At 56.6% G+C, this 20,112-nt stretch carries 18 protein-coding genes and 1 pseudogene; 9 read left to right on the top strand and 10 right to left on the bottom strand.

Features of this window, described 5'->3' with window-relative positions; all coding sequences use genetic code 11:
• Positions 1-541 precede the first annotated feature (541 nt).
• The 5 genes from ACQ4MJ_RS21610 to ACQ4MJ_RS21590 all read left to right on the top strand — a co-directional run bounded on the left by ACQ4MJ_RS21610 (position 542) and on the right by ACQ4MJ_RS21590 (position 4,844).
• Positions 542-1,858, top strand: a complete 1,317-nt coding sequence (locus tag ACQ4MJ_RS21610) for a hypothetical protein (RefSeq protein WP_431173677.1) — start codon at positions 542-544, stop codon at positions 1,856-1,858.
• Positions 1,859-2,488: 630 nt separating this feature from the next.
• Complete coding sequence (locus ACQ4MJ_RS21605; protein WP_431151314.1) at positions 2,489-2,782, top strand: DUF4148 domain-containing protein; 294 nt, start codon at positions 2,489-2,491, stop codon at positions 2,780-2,782.
• 276 nt (positions 2,783-3,058) lie between these two features.
• Positions 3,059-3,862, top strand: coding sequence for a DNA/RNA non-specific endonuclease (locus ACQ4MJ_RS21600; protein ID WP_431151315.1), 804 nt, complete (start codon positions 3,059-3,061; stop codon positions 3,860-3,862).
• Positions 3,863-3,932: 70 nt separating this feature from the next.
• A complete protein-coding gene (locus ACQ4MJ_RS21595) occupies positions 3,933-4,244 on the top strand; it encodes an HU family DNA-binding protein (protein WP_056057356.1) in 312 nt (103 codons plus the stop codon).
• A gap of 147 nt (positions 4,245-4,391) precedes the next feature.
• A complete protein-coding gene (locus ACQ4MJ_RS21590) occupies positions 4,392-4,844 on the top strand; it encodes a helix-turn-helix domain-containing protein (RefSeq protein WP_431151316.1) in 453 nt (150 codons plus the stop codon).
• Positions 4,845-4,880: 36 nt separating this feature from the next.
• Here ACQ4MJ_RS21590 and ACQ4MJ_RS21585 read toward each other — a convergent pair whose 3' ends face one another.
• Together ACQ4MJ_RS21585 and ACQ4MJ_RS21580 are read right to left on the bottom strand one after the other, a co-directional pair.
• On the bottom strand, positions 4,881-6,074 hold the full coding sequence (locus ACQ4MJ_RS21585) for a hypothetical protein (protein WP_431151317.1): 1,194 nt from the start codon (positions 6,072-6,074) through the stop codon (positions 4,881-4,883).
• Positions 6,075-6,694: 620 nt separating this feature from the next.
• Complete coding sequence (locus tag ACQ4MJ_RS21580; RefSeq protein ID WP_431151318.1) at positions 6,695-7,087, bottom strand: S-adenosylmethionine decarboxylase family protein; 393 nt, start codon at positions 7,085-7,087, stop codon at positions 6,695-6,697.
• Between the two features lie 175 nt (positions 7,088-7,262).
• Between ACQ4MJ_RS21580 and ACQ4MJ_RS21575 the strand changes: the two genes are divergently transcribed.
• Complete coding sequence (locus tag ACQ4MJ_RS21575) at positions 7,263-8,258, top strand: Bug family tripartite tricarboxylate transporter substrate binding protein (RefSeq protein WP_431151319.1); 996 nt, start codon at positions 7,263-7,265, stop codon at positions 8,256-8,258.
• Here ACQ4MJ_RS21575 and ACQ4MJ_RS21570 read toward each other — a convergent pair.
• Complete coding sequence (locus tag ACQ4MJ_RS21570) at positions 8,243-9,307, bottom strand: AMP-binding protein (protein WP_431151320.1); 1,065 nt, start codon at positions 9,305-9,307, stop codon at positions 8,243-8,245. The genes ACQ4MJ_RS21575 and ACQ4MJ_RS21570 overlap by 16 nt on opposite strands.
• A gap of 13 nt (positions 9,308-9,320) precedes the next feature.
• Positions 9,321-10,199: a hypothetical protein gene (locus ACQ4MJ_RS21565; protein ID WP_431151321.1), complete on the bottom strand. Its 879-nt coding sequence runs from the start codon at positions 10,197-10,199 to the stop codon at positions 9,321-9,323.
• Positions 10,200-10,331: 132 nt separating this feature from the next.
• Between ACQ4MJ_RS21565 and ACQ4MJ_RS21560 the strand changes: the two genes are divergently transcribed.
• The 3 genes from ACQ4MJ_RS21560 (at position 10,332) to ACQ4MJ_RS21550 (ending at position 14,051) form a co-directional block, all read left to right on the top strand.
• The gene (locus ACQ4MJ_RS21560; RefSeq protein WP_431151322.1) at positions 10,332-11,315 is read left to right on the top strand and encodes a hypothetical protein; all 984 of its coding nucleotides are present in this window, start codon (positions 10,332-10,334) and stop codon (positions 11,313-11,315) included.
• Positions 11,316-11,327: 12 nt separating this feature from the next.
• Positions 11,328-12,362, top strand: a complete 1,035-nt coding sequence (locus ACQ4MJ_RS21555) for a formylglycine-generating enzyme family protein (protein WP_431173676.1) — start codon at positions 11,328-11,330, stop codon at positions 12,360-12,362.
• Between the two features lie 339 nt (positions 12,363-12,701).
• Positions 12,702-14,051 (top strand): coproporphyrinogen-III oxidase family protein, encoded by a 1,350-nt coding sequence (locus tag ACQ4MJ_RS21550; RefSeq protein ID WP_431151324.1) that lies wholly within the window; start codon positions 12,702-12,704, stop codon positions 14,049-14,051.
• 689 nt (positions 14,052-14,740) lie between these two features.
• Here the strand turns inward: ACQ4MJ_RS21550 and ACQ4MJ_RS21545 are convergent.
• From ACQ4MJ_RS21545 to ACQ4MJ_RS21520, 6 genes and pseudogenes are all read right to left on the bottom strand, one after another.
• Positions 14,741-15,070, bottom strand: a pseudogene (locus tag ACQ4MJ_RS21545) (DUF1428 domain-containing protein).
• A gap of 815 nt (positions 15,071-15,885) precedes the next feature.
• Positions 15,886-17,055: a potassium channel family protein gene (locus tag ACQ4MJ_RS21540; protein WP_431153159.1), complete on the bottom strand. Its 1,170-nt coding sequence runs from the start codon at positions 17,053-17,055 to the stop codon at positions 15,886-15,888.
• Positions 17,056-17,901: 846 nt separating this feature from the next.
• Positions 17,902-18,231 (bottom strand): helix-turn-helix domain-containing protein, encoded by a 330-nt coding sequence (locus ACQ4MJ_RS21535; RefSeq protein ID WP_431151326.1) that lies wholly within the window; start codon positions 18,229-18,231, stop codon positions 17,902-17,904.
• A gap of 414 nt (positions 18,232-18,645) precedes the next feature.
• Positions 18,646-18,960 (bottom strand): hypothetical protein, encoded by a 315-nt coding sequence (locus ACQ4MJ_RS21530; RefSeq protein WP_431173675.1) that lies wholly within the window; start codon positions 18,958-18,960, stop codon positions 18,646-18,648.
• 146 nt (positions 18,961-19,106) lie between these two features.
• The gene (locus ACQ4MJ_RS21525) at positions 19,107-19,409 is read right to left on the bottom strand and encodes a hypothetical protein (RefSeq protein WP_431153166.1); all 303 of its coding nucleotides are present in this window, start codon (positions 19,407-19,409) and stop codon (positions 19,107-19,109) included.
• A 28-nt stretch (positions 19,410-19,437) separates the two neighbouring features.
• The gene (locus tag ACQ4MJ_RS21520) at positions 19,438-20,013 is read right to left on the bottom strand and encodes an HAD domain-containing protein (protein WP_431173674.1); all 576 of its coding nucleotides are present in this window, start codon (positions 20,011-20,013) and stop codon (positions 19,438-19,440) included.
• Positions 20,014-20,112: the final 99 nt, after the last annotated feature.

Genomic DNA, 20,112 nt, shown 5'->3' with positions numbered 1-20,112 from the left:
CCATGTCGAGCTCAACAATCTTCGTGCTCTGACCTGATCGAACAGCGTGTTGAAGAGGCGACGTATGACCAGCTTACTGTTGCGACCATCCCCGCTAGAGGCTGAGGGCCCTAGCAGCTATAGGATGAGGCTGGCTGATTCGAACATGTTGCCGTTCAGTGCGATTGAGCAAGAGGACATGTACGGAGTCGAGGATGACCCAACCGCTACGCAGCTCTGTCTGCGTTGGCTTTGTCTGCAAGCAGACAAAGCTGCGTGGCTCCATCGCAGAGCCCGCTGGTGTCCGCGATGCCTGGGCGATCACGGCTTTGGGCGTGTAGGCTGGGAGCTGCTTTTTGCAGATGCGTGCACGACCTGCGGAAGTTGGCTCGTGGACGTTTGCCACCAATGCGGCAACCCAGGTACGTGGCATCGGCCATCCATGACACGTTGCCGATGCAACGCCAATCTCTGTGATGCTCCATCGAGTGCCGCGCCCCAAGCAGTTGTTCGATTGAGTCAATCCTTGGAACAGCTGGTACTAGGCCTTCCGGAAACGGAAATGCCGGAGCTCAAGCGGCTGTCCCCACAGCAATGCAGCCGGTTGGTCCGATTGCTTGGCGTTTACGGCTCTCCCCAACATGCGCGGGCACCGCAGAAGATAGCTACAGCAGAAGCTCTCGATGTCTCCTGGACGGTAAGCACTGTCGCGGCCGAGATGCTGGCGACCTGGCCAGCAGGGCTTCACCACATGCTGGAGCGCCAGAGCAAACTGGCCGCAGGTCACGCGAACTCGGGGCGATTGCCAGGCGTCTTTGGTGGGTTCTACCGCGCACTTTACGGGACCTTCAAAGACCCGGAGTTCGACTGGGTGCGCGCGGCATTCGAGGACTACATCGCTGGTCATTGGTCCGGCGCGATGGGCCGACGAAACCTTCGGATGCCTGACTCTCTGTGGTCAAGGTTGAACTGGGTACCGATCTCGGCGGCCGCGTCCCAAACTGGTCTATCCAAACAGCGGATTTCGGACCTGGTAGCTCAAAAAGAGCTTCAATCGGCACGGCGAACCACGGCGTCAGGACGCGAGTTTGTGATGATTCGTCAGGCGGATATCCAAGCCTTGGTCAGCGCCGGAACCGACGACGTCTGCTTGGCGGAAGCATCTTCGGTTTTGGGGGTAAAGCGCCAACGATTGAGCAGGCTATTGCCGTTTATCTGTGCTGATGCCAAGAAGTCAACCTTGCATGGCACTCCGTGGCTCATTCCAAGGGATTGGGTTCACAAGTGGACTGAAATGCTCGGCGCATTGGCCGAGCACGACACAGTTCCTTCCTGGACAATTTCTTTGGATCAACTGCTGCGCTATGGCCCCCTGGATGAGCAGCGACTCTGCGTTTTGCTAAGGGACGTCGAAGCCCGAGATTTCCAGCCTGTCGGCCGACACACCAACTCTGTTGGGTTGGCAGGGCTTTTGCTCCATCGCGATCACCTCATAGAAAGGTATGGAGGCCAGCGGAGCACCATCTTGCCTATCCCCGATGTCGCTGTCCGACTGGGTGTGAAGCAGGAGGTGGCATATGCACTGGTGAACCTCGGCCTCCTAGAGGTCGAGATATACACCTGCGGTCGTCGGCAGGCCCAAGGCGTAAGCGCAAGGTCGCTTGAAAAATTTCACACTGACTACGTGTTGGTCGCCAATGTGGCCAAGTCATTGGGCCGTTCTTCTCGCGCCGTAATCAAGGCACTTACCGACGACGTCATTGAACCGATTGCAGGACCTGCGCTGGGGAACTGTAGACAGACCGTCTACTTGCGGAAAGACCTGGAGACGGTCCCATGGATTGCTACAGGGAGTGGGGCAAAACCTAACCCGTGGTAGCGACGTAGCCTTTCCACCAATGCGACGAACTCCATTGACAAACGAAATAGGACAAATCACGCCCATCACTTTTTGGGCTTCGATGGAATGCTTCACACTGAGCACTGCTATTAACCCGCATCCTTTTGTCAATTGCACTCCGCAGAATGCGTGCTGCGATTTCTGCAGCTCCAACGCGAGGCAGAGGACACCTTTGAATCGCCCGCTGCCGCCTCAGCCTGGTTGCGCCGTGGGTTCGCGATGCTGGAAGGTGAGACTCTATTGGAGTGGCGCAGTCCTGGTACGGTGCGAAGCGGGTCAAGGAGCTTCTGGTTGCTCTCAAACACGGCGGCGTGGTTTGACCCTGTCCTTCAGCAGGATGGTCAAGCCGAAGCGACTTCTGTGGAGCGGCGGGACCAACGAACTACTGGCTTTGAAGGCGGCGAACAAAGCATAGGAAGGCACCGAAAGATTGTTTTCAATACTGGAACAGTTAGTTCGCGACTGGGTGGTTTTTCTCTGAACACTATCGGCGTACAGTTCATCCCATCGATGAGCCGAACCCGCAAGGCGACTCACCGAACCCGGTTCAGGAATGGTTTTTTGACCCGGCTTTTTTGAGACGCTTTTTAACTTCCAAGGATTTCCATCATGAACAAGACCGCCCGTTTCCTCTCCGTCGCTGCTGTTGCCGCTTTCGCTTCTTTTGGCGCCTACGCTGACGAAGCCGATGCTTCGCAATTCGCCACCAAGTTTGAAACGAACCGCACCCGCGCTGAAGTGCAAGCCGAAGCCGCTACCGTGGCCCAGACCCGCAGCATCGAGCCAGCTGGTTCGCGCGTCGTGACCTACAAGAGCACCGCTGACCGCGCTGCCGTGCGTGCCCAGGCTGCGGAAGCCCTGCGCACCGGCCAGATCCCCCACGGCGAATTCAGCGCCATGTAATTGGTAGACCAACTGCTTGAGTTGGATAGAAGCAGTTGCGGGACTTCCCATGGCGGTGGCACTTTGCATTTGCGGGTGCTGCTGCCATGGGGAGTGTTAACTGAACCGCAGGGGCGGGCAGGAAGATCGGGCTCCCTTTGGGAGCCCTTTCTGTTTGTGGGCCCCATCTCTGCAAGCAGCTGTAAAACCCTGCGGGATCCGAGCATTCGGGCCAGAGGCGAGAGATGAACGGTGCTCCAATCGGGCTCCGTTTTGTTCCACTCGCTCGTCTCTTCTGTGAATCGTTTCTTCTCTTGGCCAGGCCGTGTGCGCCTGGCGGCTGTGCTGGCCCTGACTCTTGCCAGCGTTGCTCTCCCGAATCTTTCCTGGGCCCGGTCTCCGCAGTTCGACAGCGCAGCCCTGCTCACGCCCGAGCCCACTTCCTTTGCGCAATGCCCGCAGTTCTTTGCGAATGGCACACCACCGGCCATCACACCCCGGCCGCAGCTGCGCGAGCTTTGTTATGAGGCCTTTGCGGTGCTGCACTCCGGCACCACCAAGACACCGGTGTTTGTGGCCCAGCGGTTGAACCGCAGGCTCATCGAGGATGCGGACGAGAAGCGGGCCAAGCGCTTCTTTGCAGATGCACGTTTGCCCAGTGGCGAGCGGGCGGAGCTGGAGGACTACAAGAACTCCGGATACAGCCGTGGGCATATGGCACCTGCGGGAGACATGCCGACGCCCACGGCGATGGCGCAGAGCTTCAGTCTCGCGAACATGGTTCCCCAGAATGCCCAGCACAACGGGGGCGCCTGGAACAAGATCGAGCAGGACACGCGGCACTATGTGAAGCGGGCCAAGGGGGATGTGTTTGTGATCACCGGGCCGGTGTTCACGGATGCGGGGCCACGCATTGGGGCCAATGGGGTGAAGGTTCCGACCTATCTGTACAAGCTGGTCTATGACGCCACAACCAACAAGGCTTGGGCGCACTGGCAACAGAATCGGGAAGGAGAGACGGTGGGGCGGCCGATCAGCTATCAGGAGCTGGTCAAACGCACGGGCGTGGAGTTTTTGCCAAGAAGTGCACTGCAGCAGTGAGTGGTCGCAAGGGCTGTGTCTGCGGTGGCGTTATAAATCGGTCCTTTCCAACCTCTACACGTGAGCATCTATGAACCGCGCAGAACTCGTTGAAATCCTGGCTTCCAAGAATGATCTGTCCAAGACCGCAGCCAATGCGGTGCTGGAAACGCTGATCGATACCATCCAGACCGCCGTCAAGAAGGGCGATGCCGTGCAGCTCGTGGGCTTTGGGACCTTCAAGTCGGCAAAGCGTGCAGCACGCACGGGCAAGAACCCTTCGACCGGTGCCGCGCTGAAGATCCCTGCAAGCACGGTGCCCAAGTTTGTGGCCGGAGCCAAGTTCAAGGCCGTGGTGGATCCCAAGGCTGCCAAGCGCAAGGCGGACAAGGCTGGGAAGTAAGTACCGCTCGTTCGACCTCCACCGGAACAAACCGCCACGGGATCAGGCCTCTGGCGGTTTTGTTTTTGGGGACGAAGAACGTTTGCGATTCGGCGATGCGTCTGCCCCCCAAGTGCGCGATGAGGCGGCAAAGTTACCATTGGGCCTATGAATACGTTTTCTAATGCCTTTCGCGCTGAAGTTGTTCGCATGGCCCGCAAGGAGCTCAAACCTGAACTTCAGGGCATGCGCAAGGCAATCACTGGCCACCGCTCGGAGATCGCGGCACTGAAACGTGAGGTCAAGGCGCTGACCTCACAGCTCAAAGCGACTCAACGGCAGGTCAAAGCAACGGATGCACCCAAAGCCAGTGTGATCGTTGAAAAGGCCACTCCCAAGAAGTCAAAGCAGATCCAGTTCGATGCTCAGGTGTTGATCGACAAACGCGCGGCGCTCGGTATCACACAGAAGCAGATGGCCCACCTGCTGGGTGCTTCCTCGCTGTCCGTCTACAAGTGGGAGACGGGTCATGTTCATCCACGGTCAGCGCAACTGGAGCGCATTGCTGAAGTGCTCAAGCTGGGTAAGCGCAAGGCGCTCGCACTGCTCAATCCGCAGTAAGCAGTGGACGGTGGTCTGGTCTGCCCCACCATGCACTCAGCGGCGGCGGTACTGCTCTCCTGGTGACGAGTCATTGCGCTCGTCCGCCAGTTCGAACAGACACTGCATGTAGGGCTGGACTTCGCTCCATTGGGCGCGGACTTCATAGAAGCGCGATAGATTGCGCGTGGCCTCCACCGCATCTGGCCACCTGTCTGCAGCGCTTACGCGCGTCATGGCTTCCCGGCTGTCTTGCTCGTCATGCAGGCTTCCGTCTTGAGCGCCATAGGTGTGGAATTCCACGATCCGCCTGGGCTGCGTAAGGTCAGTGCCCTGACACATGCCACTTGGCTGTGAGTTCTCTCGCGAGGCATGGGCTCCGGCGAACGAGTCCTGGACCGTGTGGAGCACTGAGCCGAATGCCACGTGGTGCAAGTACGGAAGCAGCTTGTCTTGCCGCCCGAGGATGTAGAGGTCCGAGACCCGCCACTGTGTGCATCCGAAGTGCTCCTTCAGGGTGGCGTTGTCGATGTCTCGAAGAAAGGCATCGGGCTTGATTTCGCGCGAGGACACTTTCCAGGCGAACTCCAGCCAATCCAGCACTTTGGCGCGGGTCGCACCAGGGTGAACACCCTCTTCACTGGCCATGGCATGCAGGAACTGCAAGTCGCCGAAGTGCGAGCGGGTCATCACATTGCCGTGAAGACTACCCTTGGTCTTGCTGCACCCAACGATCGGCTGGGTCTGGGCTTTCTTCTCCGCATCCTTGAAGAGGCAGTACCAACACAGCGGCTGCGTGGAGAACCGTATGGTCTGGGACACGTTGCAGGACTTGCCCAGGTAGGTGCAGTTGCCCTCATCGGGTGAAAGCTTGAACGGGGGGAGATCGTTCCAACGAACACCGTAGATGACATAAGGCGTGGCAAAGGGCAGATCCCGGGAGCTGCAGCTGACGTCTTGCGCAAGGGTGCCGGACTCTATCGGGCAGCCCATCCCAATCTGGGTGATCTCTTCATGGACGCGGCCCTTGATGAGGACACCCAGGCGCTCAGCCACCTTCGCCAGAGAGTCCTCTTTTTCGTTGGTCAACTTGGATTCAAAGGCTGAGCCCATGGGGGCGATCTGGAAGGCCATGGCCGAATTCGAGAGAACCAGAACACCCGCAGCGACTGAAACAAGACGCGCGATAGAACGCACTGAAAGCGATGACTCGTGACTATGCACGGCTGTCGTGTCGATTGCGGCGTGCATATTCCCTCCTAAGGCCGCACTCTAGATGGAGGACAGTTTTAGGCAACAGAAAATGTGCATGGCGACTTTGTGATCGCAAGGCTAGTCTGAGAGGCTCTTTCTGCTTCAGGCTGATTGATGTCACCCAGAATCCCTGCCCAATGGCTGCTGCCGGCGGCAACGGTCATTGAACGGTTCGCCGGCTGAGCGACTGCTGGACCGCCGGGAACTGCCATTCGCCGACACTCGGGCCTGGGACGACCACACTCCCGGAACAGTGGGTTGGCAAGGACAGCTCTTGCGAGCGACGAGCTGGCGGTCTCGGCCCAAAGTTGACTATCGGTCGGCGGCAAAGTGGACACACGGCAGCAACATTGCACACTTGTCGAGCTCATTCCGACAGCCAGAATGCTCGCGAATCCACATCGCCAATCGATTTACAACCTATGGGTTGTGAGAGGATTACAGACTTGCCCATTGTGGTCAAAGCGGATCGACAGTACGCTGCTACGTCAGCTGCATTGCGGACTGAGGAAGAACGGGCTTTGCGGAGTTCGGCTACAAGCAGGCGCTGCCGCCGATCACCTATCGACTGCAGGCGCTCACATGGCTCAGGAGTATTGGCCAGCCAAAGACTGGCGCTACCACCCATTTTGGGTTCCCGGAAATCTCAGCCCGCGCTTCAACACGGTCACATCGTGAGTGGTTGTCCCGAAGCTTGAAGAAAGAATGTGTCGAAGAAGGTCCGCATCTATCCCGTTCTTGCATGTGTACACGTCCGCCGATACGAAGCCCTGGGCTGAGAACGTGTGAATGCTGATATGACTTTCTTGAAGGACAACAAAGCCCGTCCATCCACCGCTATCCTTCATGCCGGTTGGGCTGGCGAAGTAGACCTCCGGCCCTCCGAGTACGGTCATGCCAAGCGCCTCCACTAAGGTGACGATCGCATCGCGTACTATTGACTCGCTTCCCAGGAGTTCCGGGTCGCCGCCGTAGCCATCGAAAGTTAGATGTTCGCCGAAATGAGGCATGTTTTCCCAAGGTTACTAACCACCCATGGTGCGAGCCTACCGCACGATCATGCTTGATTTCTTGGTCGGTCGGATTGCTTGGTGCCTATTAACCACGCATAGAATCTAGTAGCAGCCGCAACCCAAGTTTGGTGAGTCGCCTGTAGCCACTCACTTGGCTGTCCTTGAGGGCGTCATGTTCGAGCCATTGACACGCAGAACGTATCTCAGGCAGAGCCTGGCTCTAGTTGTCCCGTCCATTGCCTCATTACCGGTGAGGGCACAGGCGTACCCGGAGCATCCAATTCGGGTGATCGTTGCCTACCCTCCCGGTGGCCCGGTGGACTTCGTTGCAAGGTTGCTCAGCGCGGGAATATCTAAGCGCCTGTCTCAGCCAGTGACGGTTGAGAACAGGCCAGGCGGTAATGGCCTTGTAGCAGCACAGCATGTGGCGTCGGCGAAACCTGACGGCTGCACATTGCATCTCTGCTTGTCGACGCCTTATTCGATGCTTCAATCGCTGTATAGACGGCCGCTTCCCTACGATCCGAATGCTAGGAGCGACATCGTGCTCGCCGCAGCGGTTCAATCGATACTTGTCGTGAACCCAAGGACCGGAATCAAGACGATGAGGGACTACATGACCAAGGCGGCTCAAAGTCCAGGCGTCTTGACCTATGCATCTCCAGGTACAGCTCAGATCTTCACCCTGGCGAAGGAACTGTTGAAGGCCGAGTTGAGCCTGGATGTACGACAGATCCCATACCAAGGAGTCGCGCCTGCACTGCAGGCCGTCTTGGCAGGAACGGTCGATGCCGCACTGCTGGACGTCGGCACAATCGCACCCCATGTTTCGGGTGGACGACTGACACCGCTCTGTGTGCTTGGCAAGCAGCGCGCTCGCGCTATGCCAGACGTGCCTACCTTAGAGGAGGTTGGCATTAGAGTTCCAGTCATGCCGCTGATATGGATGGGTTTCGCTGGACCTCGCGATATTCCCACAGGGATTGTCCAGAACCTGAATGTGGAGATCAACAGAGAACTCCAGGAACCCTCAGTGACTGCGACGCTGGCTCAACAGTCTCTTGATCCCCTTGGAGGCTCCTCGGATCAGATGAAGAGAAGCATCGAGGATGACGCGCGTGTCTGGGGCTCGCTAATTCGTAGACTCGGAATTCACGCCGACGAATGAGAACCAGGCGTCGACATTCGAGTGACAATGTCAGGCGTCTTGCTTCGCTCTGTATCCCAGAAATCCGAGGAGTCGTCTGCTAGTCTTACAGTGAAGGCTTTGATGCATCCAGCCTGAAGCGCATCGGCGAAGTCTGTGCACAGGTCAAGGAACTGTCGTTCAATCGCTTGCGCGTCTGACAGACCTGTCCCCAACGAACACATAAGGACGACTGAGTCACCCTTTGGGGATCTCGTAACTTGAAGTTGAGCCTTCGAAAGCCCAGCCGTGGTAGTGAGTTCCAGCAATTGCCGCTGGCCGACAGCGCATCCATCGCCAAAAGCGACCACAAGGTCAGTTCGACCCTCAATGCGGATGTTAGGGGTACCCCAAGGGTTGTCGGAGCATTCAGGAGCAAGAATCATCACCTGATCTCCAGTGTTGTGCCACTCCCTGCCGCGTTGCTGGTCGCAGACCTCCAACTGCCCGCAACGTCCAACCACAAGGGCTTCCGTTGTTCCATCCACAAGCAATCGGTACTGGTAGTCAGGAACCAGATGCATGATGCCGGCTGAAGCTCCCTCGATTGCTAGTGCATCGAGTTCTGCGCACCCGTATATATCGCGCACATCGCATTCAAGCAGGCGTCGCAGCTCTGCTCGAACGTCCTGCTCAAGCAATTCCCCGGCCGTCAAGACCAATTCGACGCAACGCGCCAGCTCCTGCTGCGACCTCAACTCAAGCGATTGCAGAACGCGAGCGAGGTTACGGCCACCTGCACAGATTACGGTCGGCGCAAAATCATCGAGAAGTCGAGACAGCGTAGCCGCCCGAAGAGAAAGTCCCACGGGGAAGACTTGCGCCCCGAGTGTCGCTGCCCCTTCAAAAAAAACTTGGCCAATTGACCACGGGGCCATCGGATGCATGACCAGCACCCGGCTAGAAGGGCCTATTCCAGCTTCAACGAGCATTCGCGCTTTGACGTCTACAACGCGAAGCCAACGCTCCTTCGTATATCGGACGAACTTCGGAAACCCCGAGGTTCCTCCGGTTATGAACGACAGAGTCAAGGACGCCCAATCTCTAAAGGAACTGATCTAGGATCTTGAACTTCGGAAGATCGCGCTGCAGGCTCAGCAGGCGACTTGCAGTGGCGCGCGCTGCAACCGATCGCGTATGTACCGGATAGTAGGAAACAACAGTATCTGGGTAGATTTCAGTTGACTCAATATGCTTCTTTAGCACATCAAGGTCCCCTTTTCCGATGAGTAAACCTTCAGATCGTCCGACAGGGTTGTAGTCGATGAACTCAATGTCTGAGTTCAAGTGAGCTACCTGCGATCGAAGCGCACGCATCCACATCTCCTGCAGTTGCTCAACTGGAACTGACGCAGACGTGCCCTTCGAAGCCTTCGCAACGACCGTGTAGACGCCATTCTCGTCCATTGGCTCTTCGTCTGCCGACATCAACTCCACGTAACCACTTCCGGCCCGCTTCTTGATCTCATCCGTGTGGTCCGCGGTCAATATGCCCCTGGCCTGATATCGACCAAGAGCCTCTTCAAAGAAGAGGTTCGCGTCGATCTTTAGATAACTGGTTAGCTCTCTGACCATATCCCCGGTCTTGGTGACCGGAACTACCTCATGCGAGCAATATGGCCACTGGGGATTTGCCTTCAGCCGCGCGTCAAGCTCTAGCAGGTCGTCAGCACGATGGAGTTCGTAGCTTGTTGCGCCGTCGGGACTTCGGAAAAAGAACCCCAACTTCTTGTCCGCATACAAGGAGGAAAGATGGTCGAGGGCCAGCAATCGGTGCTGCAGCATGGCCGCGATGTCGAAGTGCGACATGCTCGGCGTCTCGACGGACTTGACAAAGAAGTGCATCATTCCAGCGTCCTCCACCAGTGCCTGTGGGAGGCGTTCTATCACGTTTTCTCTAGGCTGTGAAGTTACCAATCTCATGGAGGAGTCCCGGTGAAAGCCACTGCAAAGTCGGTTCAACGAGTGATGAAGCTGGTGCGGGCGAAGCATTTCGCTCGAACGGACCCGCGGCCAAACCCTCGGGTTCCCGTAATCTATTTTGAGGAGACATCCATGTCCGGAAGGCCCTACATGGTGCCTCTGGTCATCCTGCGCACGCGACCTTGTCGATGGTTCAGCGCAGGGGGCTGCGTGATGTGTAACTATGAATTGCTAGCAATCGATGAAGGCGTCAGCGACGACGACGTACTTGAACAAGCGCGGGCCGCGATAGCGCAGTTAGGAGATTTATCGAACTACCCATATTTGCTCCTGACTTCGCAGGGCTCATTCCTTGACGACGAAGAAGTTCCCTCTGCACTTCGCACAGAGATTCTTCAAATGTTCTGGCGTGCGGGCCTACGGGCAGTGTCAACGGAGAGCGAGGCTAGGTATTGCCTTGATCGACAAAGGTTATCAGCCATCAAGGATGCCTTTCCCGGCCGCTTCTCCGTCGGAATCGGCCTTGAGGCGGCAGACGACTACATTCGCAACGTTGTAATCAACAAAGGGCTTCCTGAGCACATGTTCGTCGCTGCGGCTGAGTCCCTGGGCTACTCAGGCATCGGCTTCTATACCTATGTGAGCCTCGGGAAGCCTTTTCTCTCCCACGAAGAGGACCTGCGCGATGCTGTCAATGCCATAGAGATGACGTTCAAGCACGGTGGGTTTATGGCGGTCGTTGAGATGATCAATATCCAGCCGCACACGCTCACTCATCGGCTATGGGAAGCGGGCGAGTACAAGCCGTGTAATCTCCGTCTAGGCATCGACGTCCTAAGAGCACTAGATCCAGAACTTCGCGCGGCCGTTTCGATAAAGGGATTTGATGCCGATATCAGTCCAATTCCAGTCGCGCTACCTTCGAGCTGCAGCGCGTGTGATGCAGGTGTTCGGAAGGCTCTTAACGAGTGGAATCTCAATCGTGACTTTGATGCGCTAGTCGCTGCTGCGGGAAAATGCTTCTGCCATCCTGCGGCGGTGGAGAGTCCCGCATCCTCGAACATTGGACAGAGGGTTTCAGAGACGCTAAAGCGGTTGTTCCCAGAACTGATCTAGTTGGTGATGAATATGCTTGCACAAACACTCGGTATGCGGTTCATCGAGATGACACCTGGTCGGTTTTTGATGGGTTCACCGCCAGATGAGATCGGCCGCGAGGCCGATGAGCAGCAGCATGAGGTAATGCTGACACGGAGCTTCTGGATTGCGGATGCCCCGGTAACTGTGGCCCAGTATCGAGTCAAGGATCCGAGCCACAAATGCCCACCTCTCTTTGGTATCGCCTTGGATGACGATCGGTATCCGTGTACGTGGATCTCGATCGAGGAAGCCAAAGCGTATTGCGATTGGCTAAGCGCACAGGACACCGAATGGACCTATGAGTTGCCCACCGAAGCGGAGTGGGAGTACGCCGCTCGCGCAGGCACGGCGGGGCGATTCTTTTGGGGAGACACAGAGGCAGATGCGTCGAGGTTTGCGAACACCTTCGACCGCTCCGCAATGAAAGCACTGGGGAACTTACCCAAGGATGGGTTTGATGTAGATGACGGATTTGTCGGCCCATCGCCCATCCGCAGCTTTCAACCCAATCGATACGGACTCTATGACGTCATCGGAAACGCGTGGCAGTATTGTCGCAACGTAGCCTACAAGTACCCGGCAACGTCCGTCACAGATCCTCTTGGGCCACCGACTGGAACCCTGTACTGCGTTCGAGGTGGAGATTGGCTGTCCATCCCGTTCTTTGCGCGCCTTGCAAACCGAACTTTCATGCGGGCGGGCGAAAGATCAGAGACTGTGGGCTTTCGCGTGATCGCTCGGCCTCGCGCGCAGCTGCCTGCCGACCCGATTGACCCAGCACCTCCAAGTTGGGTAGACATTAGGGGACTGTTCACAGATATCGATGTGGCCCATATGAAGGCGGCATCTGCGAATTGGAAGCCTCCACTTGAACTCGATAGCTATGAGTCTGTGAAACACTATTCGATGAAAGTCTATAGCTCGGTACGTGATGATCGGATGCCTCTTCCCCCGGTTGACAAGTGGAATACCTTTCAGAAAGATCTTTTAAGGCGCTGGATTTACGCACGTCACCCATATTAGGCGGAGGTTTGCTGTGAAACCGATATTCGAGGTCGTCTCTGGTCAAATTTTGCTATCCAAGAAGAGGGAGTTCTTTAATCTACACAGCAATATACTTTTGCCTGTGATGATCGAATACAGGATCAGACCGCAGATGCTTTTAATAACAGAAATAGGGCGGTTTGGTCGATTTCTCGATATCTATCGATATGTCGACCTTGCACAGTACGAAGAGTTAACGGATCGACTCATTGCGGATGCTCGGCTCGCACCCTACTACGAGAAGATTGGCTCGTGCGTTCACGGTTCAATTTCAGTGGAAATCATGCGAGAGCTCCCTTACGCCGCGGAGTGGACAAAATGACGAATAGCTCCAAATCCATTCGACAGAGTAATTTGTATAGCGGGCTGGTGCAGCACAATCGATTCGAGAGCCGGGAGAGTGAGTACATCAGGTGGTACCCGAAAAGCCTCACCCCCCATTTTGATACTGCCTCGCTGCGCCCCAATCCGAACGGAATATACATTCACGTCCCATTTTGCGATCGCCTCTGCAGATTCTGCCCATTCAACAAGCAAGTCACGAAGGCGCATGACGTTGCTCTCTATGTCGAGGCGCTGACTTGCGAGATTGATATCTACGCGTCCTTGTCTCTGAATAGTTCCATTGAATTCATTTACTTCGGCGGTGGAACGCCATCTGCTCTTGGGGTGAGTAGTTTGAGCCGGATTCTTGAGCACATAAGGACGCGGTTCAGGGTCAGCTCAGACGCAGAGGTGACCCTCGAAGCCCATCCGAGCCATCTTGATCGGGCATTTGCGAAGTCCATACGTGGCCTGGGCGTTACCCGGGTGAGTTCAGGTGTGCAGTCATTTGATGACGGCAACCTGGAGCGACTAGGAGCAACACATCGAACTGCCGAAAGCCTTAAGGCCATCGAAGCTGTGGGAGCAGTCCTCGGAGGCGTGTCCATCGACTTACTCTTTCGAAGTCCGGGGCAGTCACTGGGAGACTGGGAGCGCGATCTCTCGGCCGCCTTGTCGATGCCTGAGGTTGATCACCTGAGCTTGTATTCGTTAATCCTGAAGGACTCGACCACTCAGCCCGCTGCCGAGTCCGAGGCGGCAATGACTGTACTTGCTCATGAATTAATTGCTCCTACCGGTATGCTGCACTATGCTTCGTGCGCAAGTGGTGGCTTCGACTTCGCAAGGCCATCGCATGAATGCGTGTATGAAGTTCGGCACTGGGGAGCACCGCAGGCAGAGTTTTTGGGCTTGGGCCCTGGCGCTCTTGGATTTGTTGGAAGTTCTACGTCGGTCAACGGGCTGGGCCTGAAGGAGTACTTCTCGGCATTGCAAGCTAGGAGGCTCCCACTTGTATCCCTAACTCCCGCGTTTGGTGATGAAGCGATGCGCCGCTACTTTGTTCTTGGCGTCAAGACGTTGAAGGTGGGGCTTGCCGAATTCAGAGCAAAGTTCGCCGTAGATCCATTGACCTACTTCGAATCCGAAATCAGTCGCCTAGCCGATGACGGCTTCGCGGTTGTCGAGAATGACAACCTTGTGCTCACGCCGTTGGGACGGCTCTTCGTCGACTCCGTCAGCACGACGTTCTTCAGCAAGGGGGAGGCATTGGTGCCTCATCCCGAAGAGCCGGAGATTCGCCGCGCAGAGATTGAGTCGCGACGCGTTCGCGCGCGCATGTGAAGCGTCCGGTCACAGCACCTTGCGATCGTCACTATGAAGCACGCTGGCGTTGAAGCATTGAAGCGTATCGAGCCTCTCTTGGCTCAAGTGCGGGCATTTAGCGCACTCGTGGAGAGGAGGCCAGGGGTGTTCTACCTCCGATCACGGGCCTTCCTGCACTTTCATGAAGACTCGACAGGCATCTTTGCCGATGTACGGATCCACGATTCATTCGAGCGATTCGATGTCAGCGACAGGGTGGGCGAGATGACCCTTACTGAACATATTCGCTCCGCGCTGGCGAAACTGTAGCTGCAGCCACATTTCATCGCCTCCTTCTCGGAGAATGTGACTGGCGAAGCGGCTTACTTCGCGAGGCTGCTGAGGCAGAGCTTACGCAATGCCCATGGGCATCACGGCGACGGAACATGCAGTGCAGTCGTCGACCGACCGTCTGCCAGTGCTGAGTGACCGCTTTGCGACGCTCGGTCGGGTGGCGGGTTATGGCCGCGAGTGTGAAACGATGTAGCCTCCCGTGAGCCGACAGACGGGGACGGCAACAGGGAGGTGCGCGGCGCGCTTGCCAGTCCTCGAAGCGGGTGCCTCAGGTGATTTCCCAGAGCCGCCGCATGCAGGCCCACAGCTTCGTCAGGAGCCCTACGTGATGCGGTGGCCTGTCCTGGGGCTGCGTCGGCCCACGCTGCTCAAGCCTACACTTCGACTACCTTTTCAAAGCCGCCGAAGACCATGCGTTTGCCGTCGAAGGGCATGGGCGGGTTGCCGGGTGCGCCCGGATCCACGCGCGGGGCTTACATCATTTTCTTCGTGCCTGCGTCGCGCGTGGCCTTGTCCGGCCACTCGACGCACGAAAGAGCCACCGTATCCTCGGCCGTGGCCCGGACTGCGCGGCGGAAGTCAGTGACTTTGCCGTCGGGGTCGTCGTCGCCCCAACCTTCGATCACACGGATTGGGCCAAGCTCGATGAACTTCTGCTTGTTAGCAGTGGGGACCGCAATCATAAAACCATCGATGTACGACATGTCTTCACTCCTGTTGTTGACCAGTCGGCATGCCCACTTTAGTGCGCCTCGTACCCGATCGAAGAACGACGGGAAACCAAATCAACACGACATGCATAGCAGGAGGACATGCGCCCCGTGACAGCGCTGGAACAGCTCTGCTGCAAAGTATTCGCCCGGATTAGCCGCCGCTGCGCCCTAAGCGTAGGCGCTTTGGCCTCACAGGTCATGCTGGAGCAACCCGGGCGGCTCCTTTTCACCGGGCGGGCAGCATGAGCCGAAATGCTGACGATGGAACATGGAGGCGTGTGCGGACATACACGCCTAACCAGCAGTTAAGGGTCGGCTGCGTAAGCTCGACCCCGCGAGCCGCGGACAGCCATAGCGAGGTTGACGGACACGACCTGCCGTCAACCAGGCCGGATGACCGCAGTGCCCTGGCGGATTCAACCGGTCATTGCATCTGCCGAGTTACCAGATAAACCTATGCCTGCTTCAAGCCACGCACCTTGAACCCGGCTCCGGCCTGCAAACGACGGCTACCGCTGCACAACCGACCACTGGCGCGGCAGTTTTAGGCTGAGAGCGGCTATCAAGTCTTGCATGCCCAATGAGTGCTGAACCGGTACCGGACATTGGGTTGCTATAGCTATGAGCTTCCGCTCCACATCTCAAAGCTGATGCTCGGCGGAGCGCCTAGCTTGTTGCGCTCTCAACGTGCGCTTTTTTTTTCCAAAACCGAATTGGTGCTTTCGACCCAGAGTCAAGGATTGCACTATTACATTCGTCGTCGCCAAGCAAACGCGAGAGGCTGGATCAACTAGCAGAGGCTGCGTTCAGGTCTTAGGAAGCCGATTTTGTTGTCGGAGTATCTTGATACATCGACGCGCCAAAGCGTTCGTGATTTGCAGTTTCTCTCCGATTTGGGCGTTGAGATCCTTGGGCCACCCCATTGGCTGCCCCGGAGGCACCAGTTTCAGAACCTTGGATAGCATCGCAGGTGTCACTGTTCTCTGAACCCAATAATTCAGATCGGAGGCAACCAAGTTCATCTTCCTGCAGACTTCAACGTGCACGCCCGCATCCACCTCGGCCACAAACGATTCGAGATTGAGGATCATTTTTCTGATTTTCTTCTTGAACATCAGTTTCCTGCTGCCCTCGAGTGTCCGTCTGTGCTTCCCCAAGGCATACATGCGCGCGAGGCATCGGAGGCAAGAATGCAAAAGGGCATTTCGTATTTTTCCAATAGCCATTGATGCATAGGAGCCCGGCATCTTTCGGTGGAATCTCCTCATGACGTTCATTAAACCGGAGAGCCGTAGGGCAAGATCTAGCGCGCAATCGCTCGCTGCAACGTCGTAGATAGCGCACTTATGTATCGATGCGCACGTCGCCTGAACATCTGCTAGTTCCCGATACAGAGATTTCAATGCGCTTGCGTTACCGAACTCCACTAGGCGAGCCTGATTTGCATTAAATATGACGTAGCTGAAAGTCGCCTCGATCAAGTTTTCTAGTGACTGAAGCGTATCGTGTAGGCGAACACCGTTGCGGCTGCCAGAGACCCAGTATTCCAACTGAGTACGCTGCCCTTCAATTTGGTCTGTAAAGCTCTCGAGGCGTCTTTGGGCATCACTTGTGTAAAGAAGGAGCAGCGTCGATTGCTGGCGTTCCGAAGCGAATTTCCCGATGAGCAGTGCGGCCAACGCCAAGCCCGACATGACAATCAGCGTAGCAACCAGCCTTCCTGTCCCGATGGGCGAAAGATCACCATATCCGAGCGTCGTGAAAGTAACGATGCAGAAATAGAGTGCCTCAATGAAGTCTGGGGAAATCGCCTTCCCGTTACTTGCGAGTCCATGCCCCATGGGTATCCAAAGGTAGTAAAAAGATCCCAGCAGTAGTACGCAGCCCGTTGCGAAAAAAAGGTCGATATATGAGGCTCTTTCCATGATCCGCCCCCCTCTCGACGTTAAGACGCCCTTGCCGTGCGGTTCGGACATGTCCACGAAAGTACTAGTCGGTGCGGTGTCTTTACTCGGTGGCATCGTCTTGCTGTGATGGATGGATTGTAGGAAGACAGGCGGCTCGGCATAGCTTGTAGTACGACGCATTTGTCATGCGGAGCCCGCTAAGGGCGCAGTGCGCCATCTCGCAACTATGGAAGTCGGCGTTTAGGATGCAGCCTTAGCGCGGCGAGTGTACGACTGTCAGCTGCGCATCTCAAACCGGCCTTGGAGCCGAAGAAAATGCTCCCTCAACGACGATCGCTACGGACCACCAAACGTGAATTCGCAACACTGACCCGCGTGACTGCTATCGTTGCGTAGCAGTCGCCCGGCGTGCAATTGTTCAAAACGCGAGCAACGACGGCTCCTTCGCCAAGCAGCAGAGCCGAGCGCTCGTTGGCTGGCTTAGCAGTACGGATGAGCCAGCGGGCCGCGCTTCAAGATTGCAATCACTCTCTGCACTCCGAATTCAGGAGTGGATCTCCATATCGCGTACATCGATTTTTCCCTGCGCTAGCACATGGCGATAGGTCGCCACGCGGCAGTAGCCGTAAATTGATTCGAGCGAGGTAAGGAGGAAGGGATGAATCGACGATTACAGCGAAGCGCAAAACCACCGTACTGACAGAAATTCGGCGCGCCATTGGTGTAGTCCCCGGTACTCGGCTTGTCTGGCGAGTCCTTGCAGTCGGACTGCTGTCAGTGCGCGTAAAGAGTAAGAAAGACGCTGATGTGAAAGGCATTATCGAGGCGCCCATGGACCAGCGGCTGTATGCTAAAGAAATGCGACCCTGATGATCGCGGCATCTATCAGAACCAATGTTCTAGTGAGCTTGGCGCTCAGGATGAGCAGCGGAACTCCAGCTCAATCTTCCCCGGCCGTTGCCGCGTTGTTTTGGTCACCAGGATCGTCACATCGTGGCCGAGCATCGCAATCCATTCAAGCATCTTTGCTTCACTCGTGCCGCGAAACTGCCCACGAACAATCTTCACGATGTCTGCTTGATCTATCCCAAGTAATTCTGCAGCTGCCTCATGGGTCAGATGTCGCGCCTTGATCGTCCAAGCGATATGTGACGCCAACGAAGCCTTTCGCTGCAACGCCTCAGCGTCTGGGTATCCAAGGTCGGCATATACATTGGTGCTTCCAACTTCAACTGCGTCTTTCATTTCTGAGCCCTTGGTGTCTACAGATCCCAATCGCAGGTTCCGACGACACGGTGATTGTTCCCGCCACGAGCTCCCGACAAGGCCTGCCTGGGCGATGTGTCGGATTCCACTGGAGCTTTCATTATGGAATGGCTTTCCACTCACTATCTCAGAAGAAACTCATCAGGCTTCACGACGACAGATCGCCGCGTAAATACGGTTTAAGGGCGTTCAGCAAGGTAGGCAACCGGCTGACCGGCATTGTCAAATCGCCGTGAAAGCAGATTCGATTGAGGCAACAGGAGTAGCCGTGTCCCTATCTTCACCGTGCCCACAGGGGCGCTCGAATGCTGAACGCTGAAAAGAAGCTGCGGAACTAGGAGCTAGAAGTAAGGGATGTACTGAAGATCTGCGAGATTCATGGGTCGTAGGGGGTCAATAACCCTCAGCACGCGCCACTTCAATTACACGGGCCAGATGACCCTGCTCTATCGCCTGGCGCGGTGTCCGGCCGCCCAAAGCGCCCGATGGTGTCTCCAAGAAGGCGAGTAGTGCACAGCCCTCAGTCGTTCCCAAGGCTTTTGAAAGCTTGGGCACTGCATCCCATAGGGCAGGTTCAAACTGCCAACTGGGCAACTTGAATCCACGCCGGGCTTGGGTCAATCCGATCGCCCGCCCTTTGGCGATCCACGCATTGATCGTCACTGGGGTGGTACCGACCAGATCCGCAGCCATGTCTGTGCTGAGCATGTCATTGGCTTCCAAGCGAGCCGTCCGGGCGGCTAGGCTGCCAGCCAGAAGAGCCTTTGTCTGAGCAGCAGACGCGTAGGGCGACGGATGTTCATCTGCGCTTGGGCTGTTACTTGTGAGGCGACTCGTTGAGGTTGAGTGTGTTTTCATGGGGACCTCATCAATGGCGCCTTGCCGTTGACCTTGCTACTGAAATACGAAGTGCGGGGCGAGTTCAATGCAACAGCCTGCTTGAGCCTGGCCATCGAACGTGAGAGCAAGGCGAAGACCTCAGCGCTGTGGCGAGCTCGTGCTTTGAGAACCAACGGGCCGATATCCAGATCCATGAAGCCGATACTGGCTGTCCGACGGCTGAGCACATTGGCCAAGATCGAGAGTGTGTGGCGACGCTTCACGATGCCAGCGACAGATTGCAAGACCGCGAGGATGTCGGAGTGGCGTCGCATCATCGGTTGGTTGTTTTCAGAAACTACGGGGTTAGGCGGGCAACCCCGCATGGCAGCCGCGCAGTTTTTCCCTCAGCTCGTGTTGAACTACAGGGTTGGACAAGCCGGTAGTTCCTTCGCACGCAACCAGATTTTCCCGACAGGAGTCGGGCCATCCCTCCACATCATCATCAAGTGCCAGCCACTGCCGGGGCTTTCGGCGACGAGCGTCATCTTGAACTTGCACACCCCGGGGCGTGGTACGAAACATGGACAGATTCCAGGGATCCACGCCATGGACACGCTTGTGGTACGTCCCACCAATGAACCGGGCACGCATAGAGACCGGAAGCCGTTTGAGGGTTGCGCTGTATCCGGGGCGGATGCACCAGGTGCTACTCAGTACCAGAGCGACTGTCGGGTACGGTTCAAGCACTGATTCCAGGATAGGAATCCATTCGAAAAGAGAGTGTCCTGCAGCCTCATACGGGCTCATGTAGATGCCCTTGCGAGGATGCCAGAGCACTTTTTCATGGTGGACAACACCATCGAGGTCTAGGTACAGAACTACGTCAGCGCTGCGGGGAGTAGACGCTGGGAGATACGGAGCGTTCTGGCTAGAGGGCATAGCCGTAGGCATTCTGCATGGTGTCAATTGGTCAGCGGGGATAGCGACTAGTCCAGACCTGACTCAAGACCAGCCCACTCCCTGCCCATGCCCACGAGT

It is taken from the genome of Acidovorax facilis (assembly GCF_050626955.1).
Lineage (GTDB): Bacteria > Pseudomonadota > Gammaproteobacteria > Burkholderiales > Burkholderiaceae_C > Acidovorax > Acidovorax facilis.
This window is presented reverse-complemented; position numbering and strand designations above follow the sequence as displayed.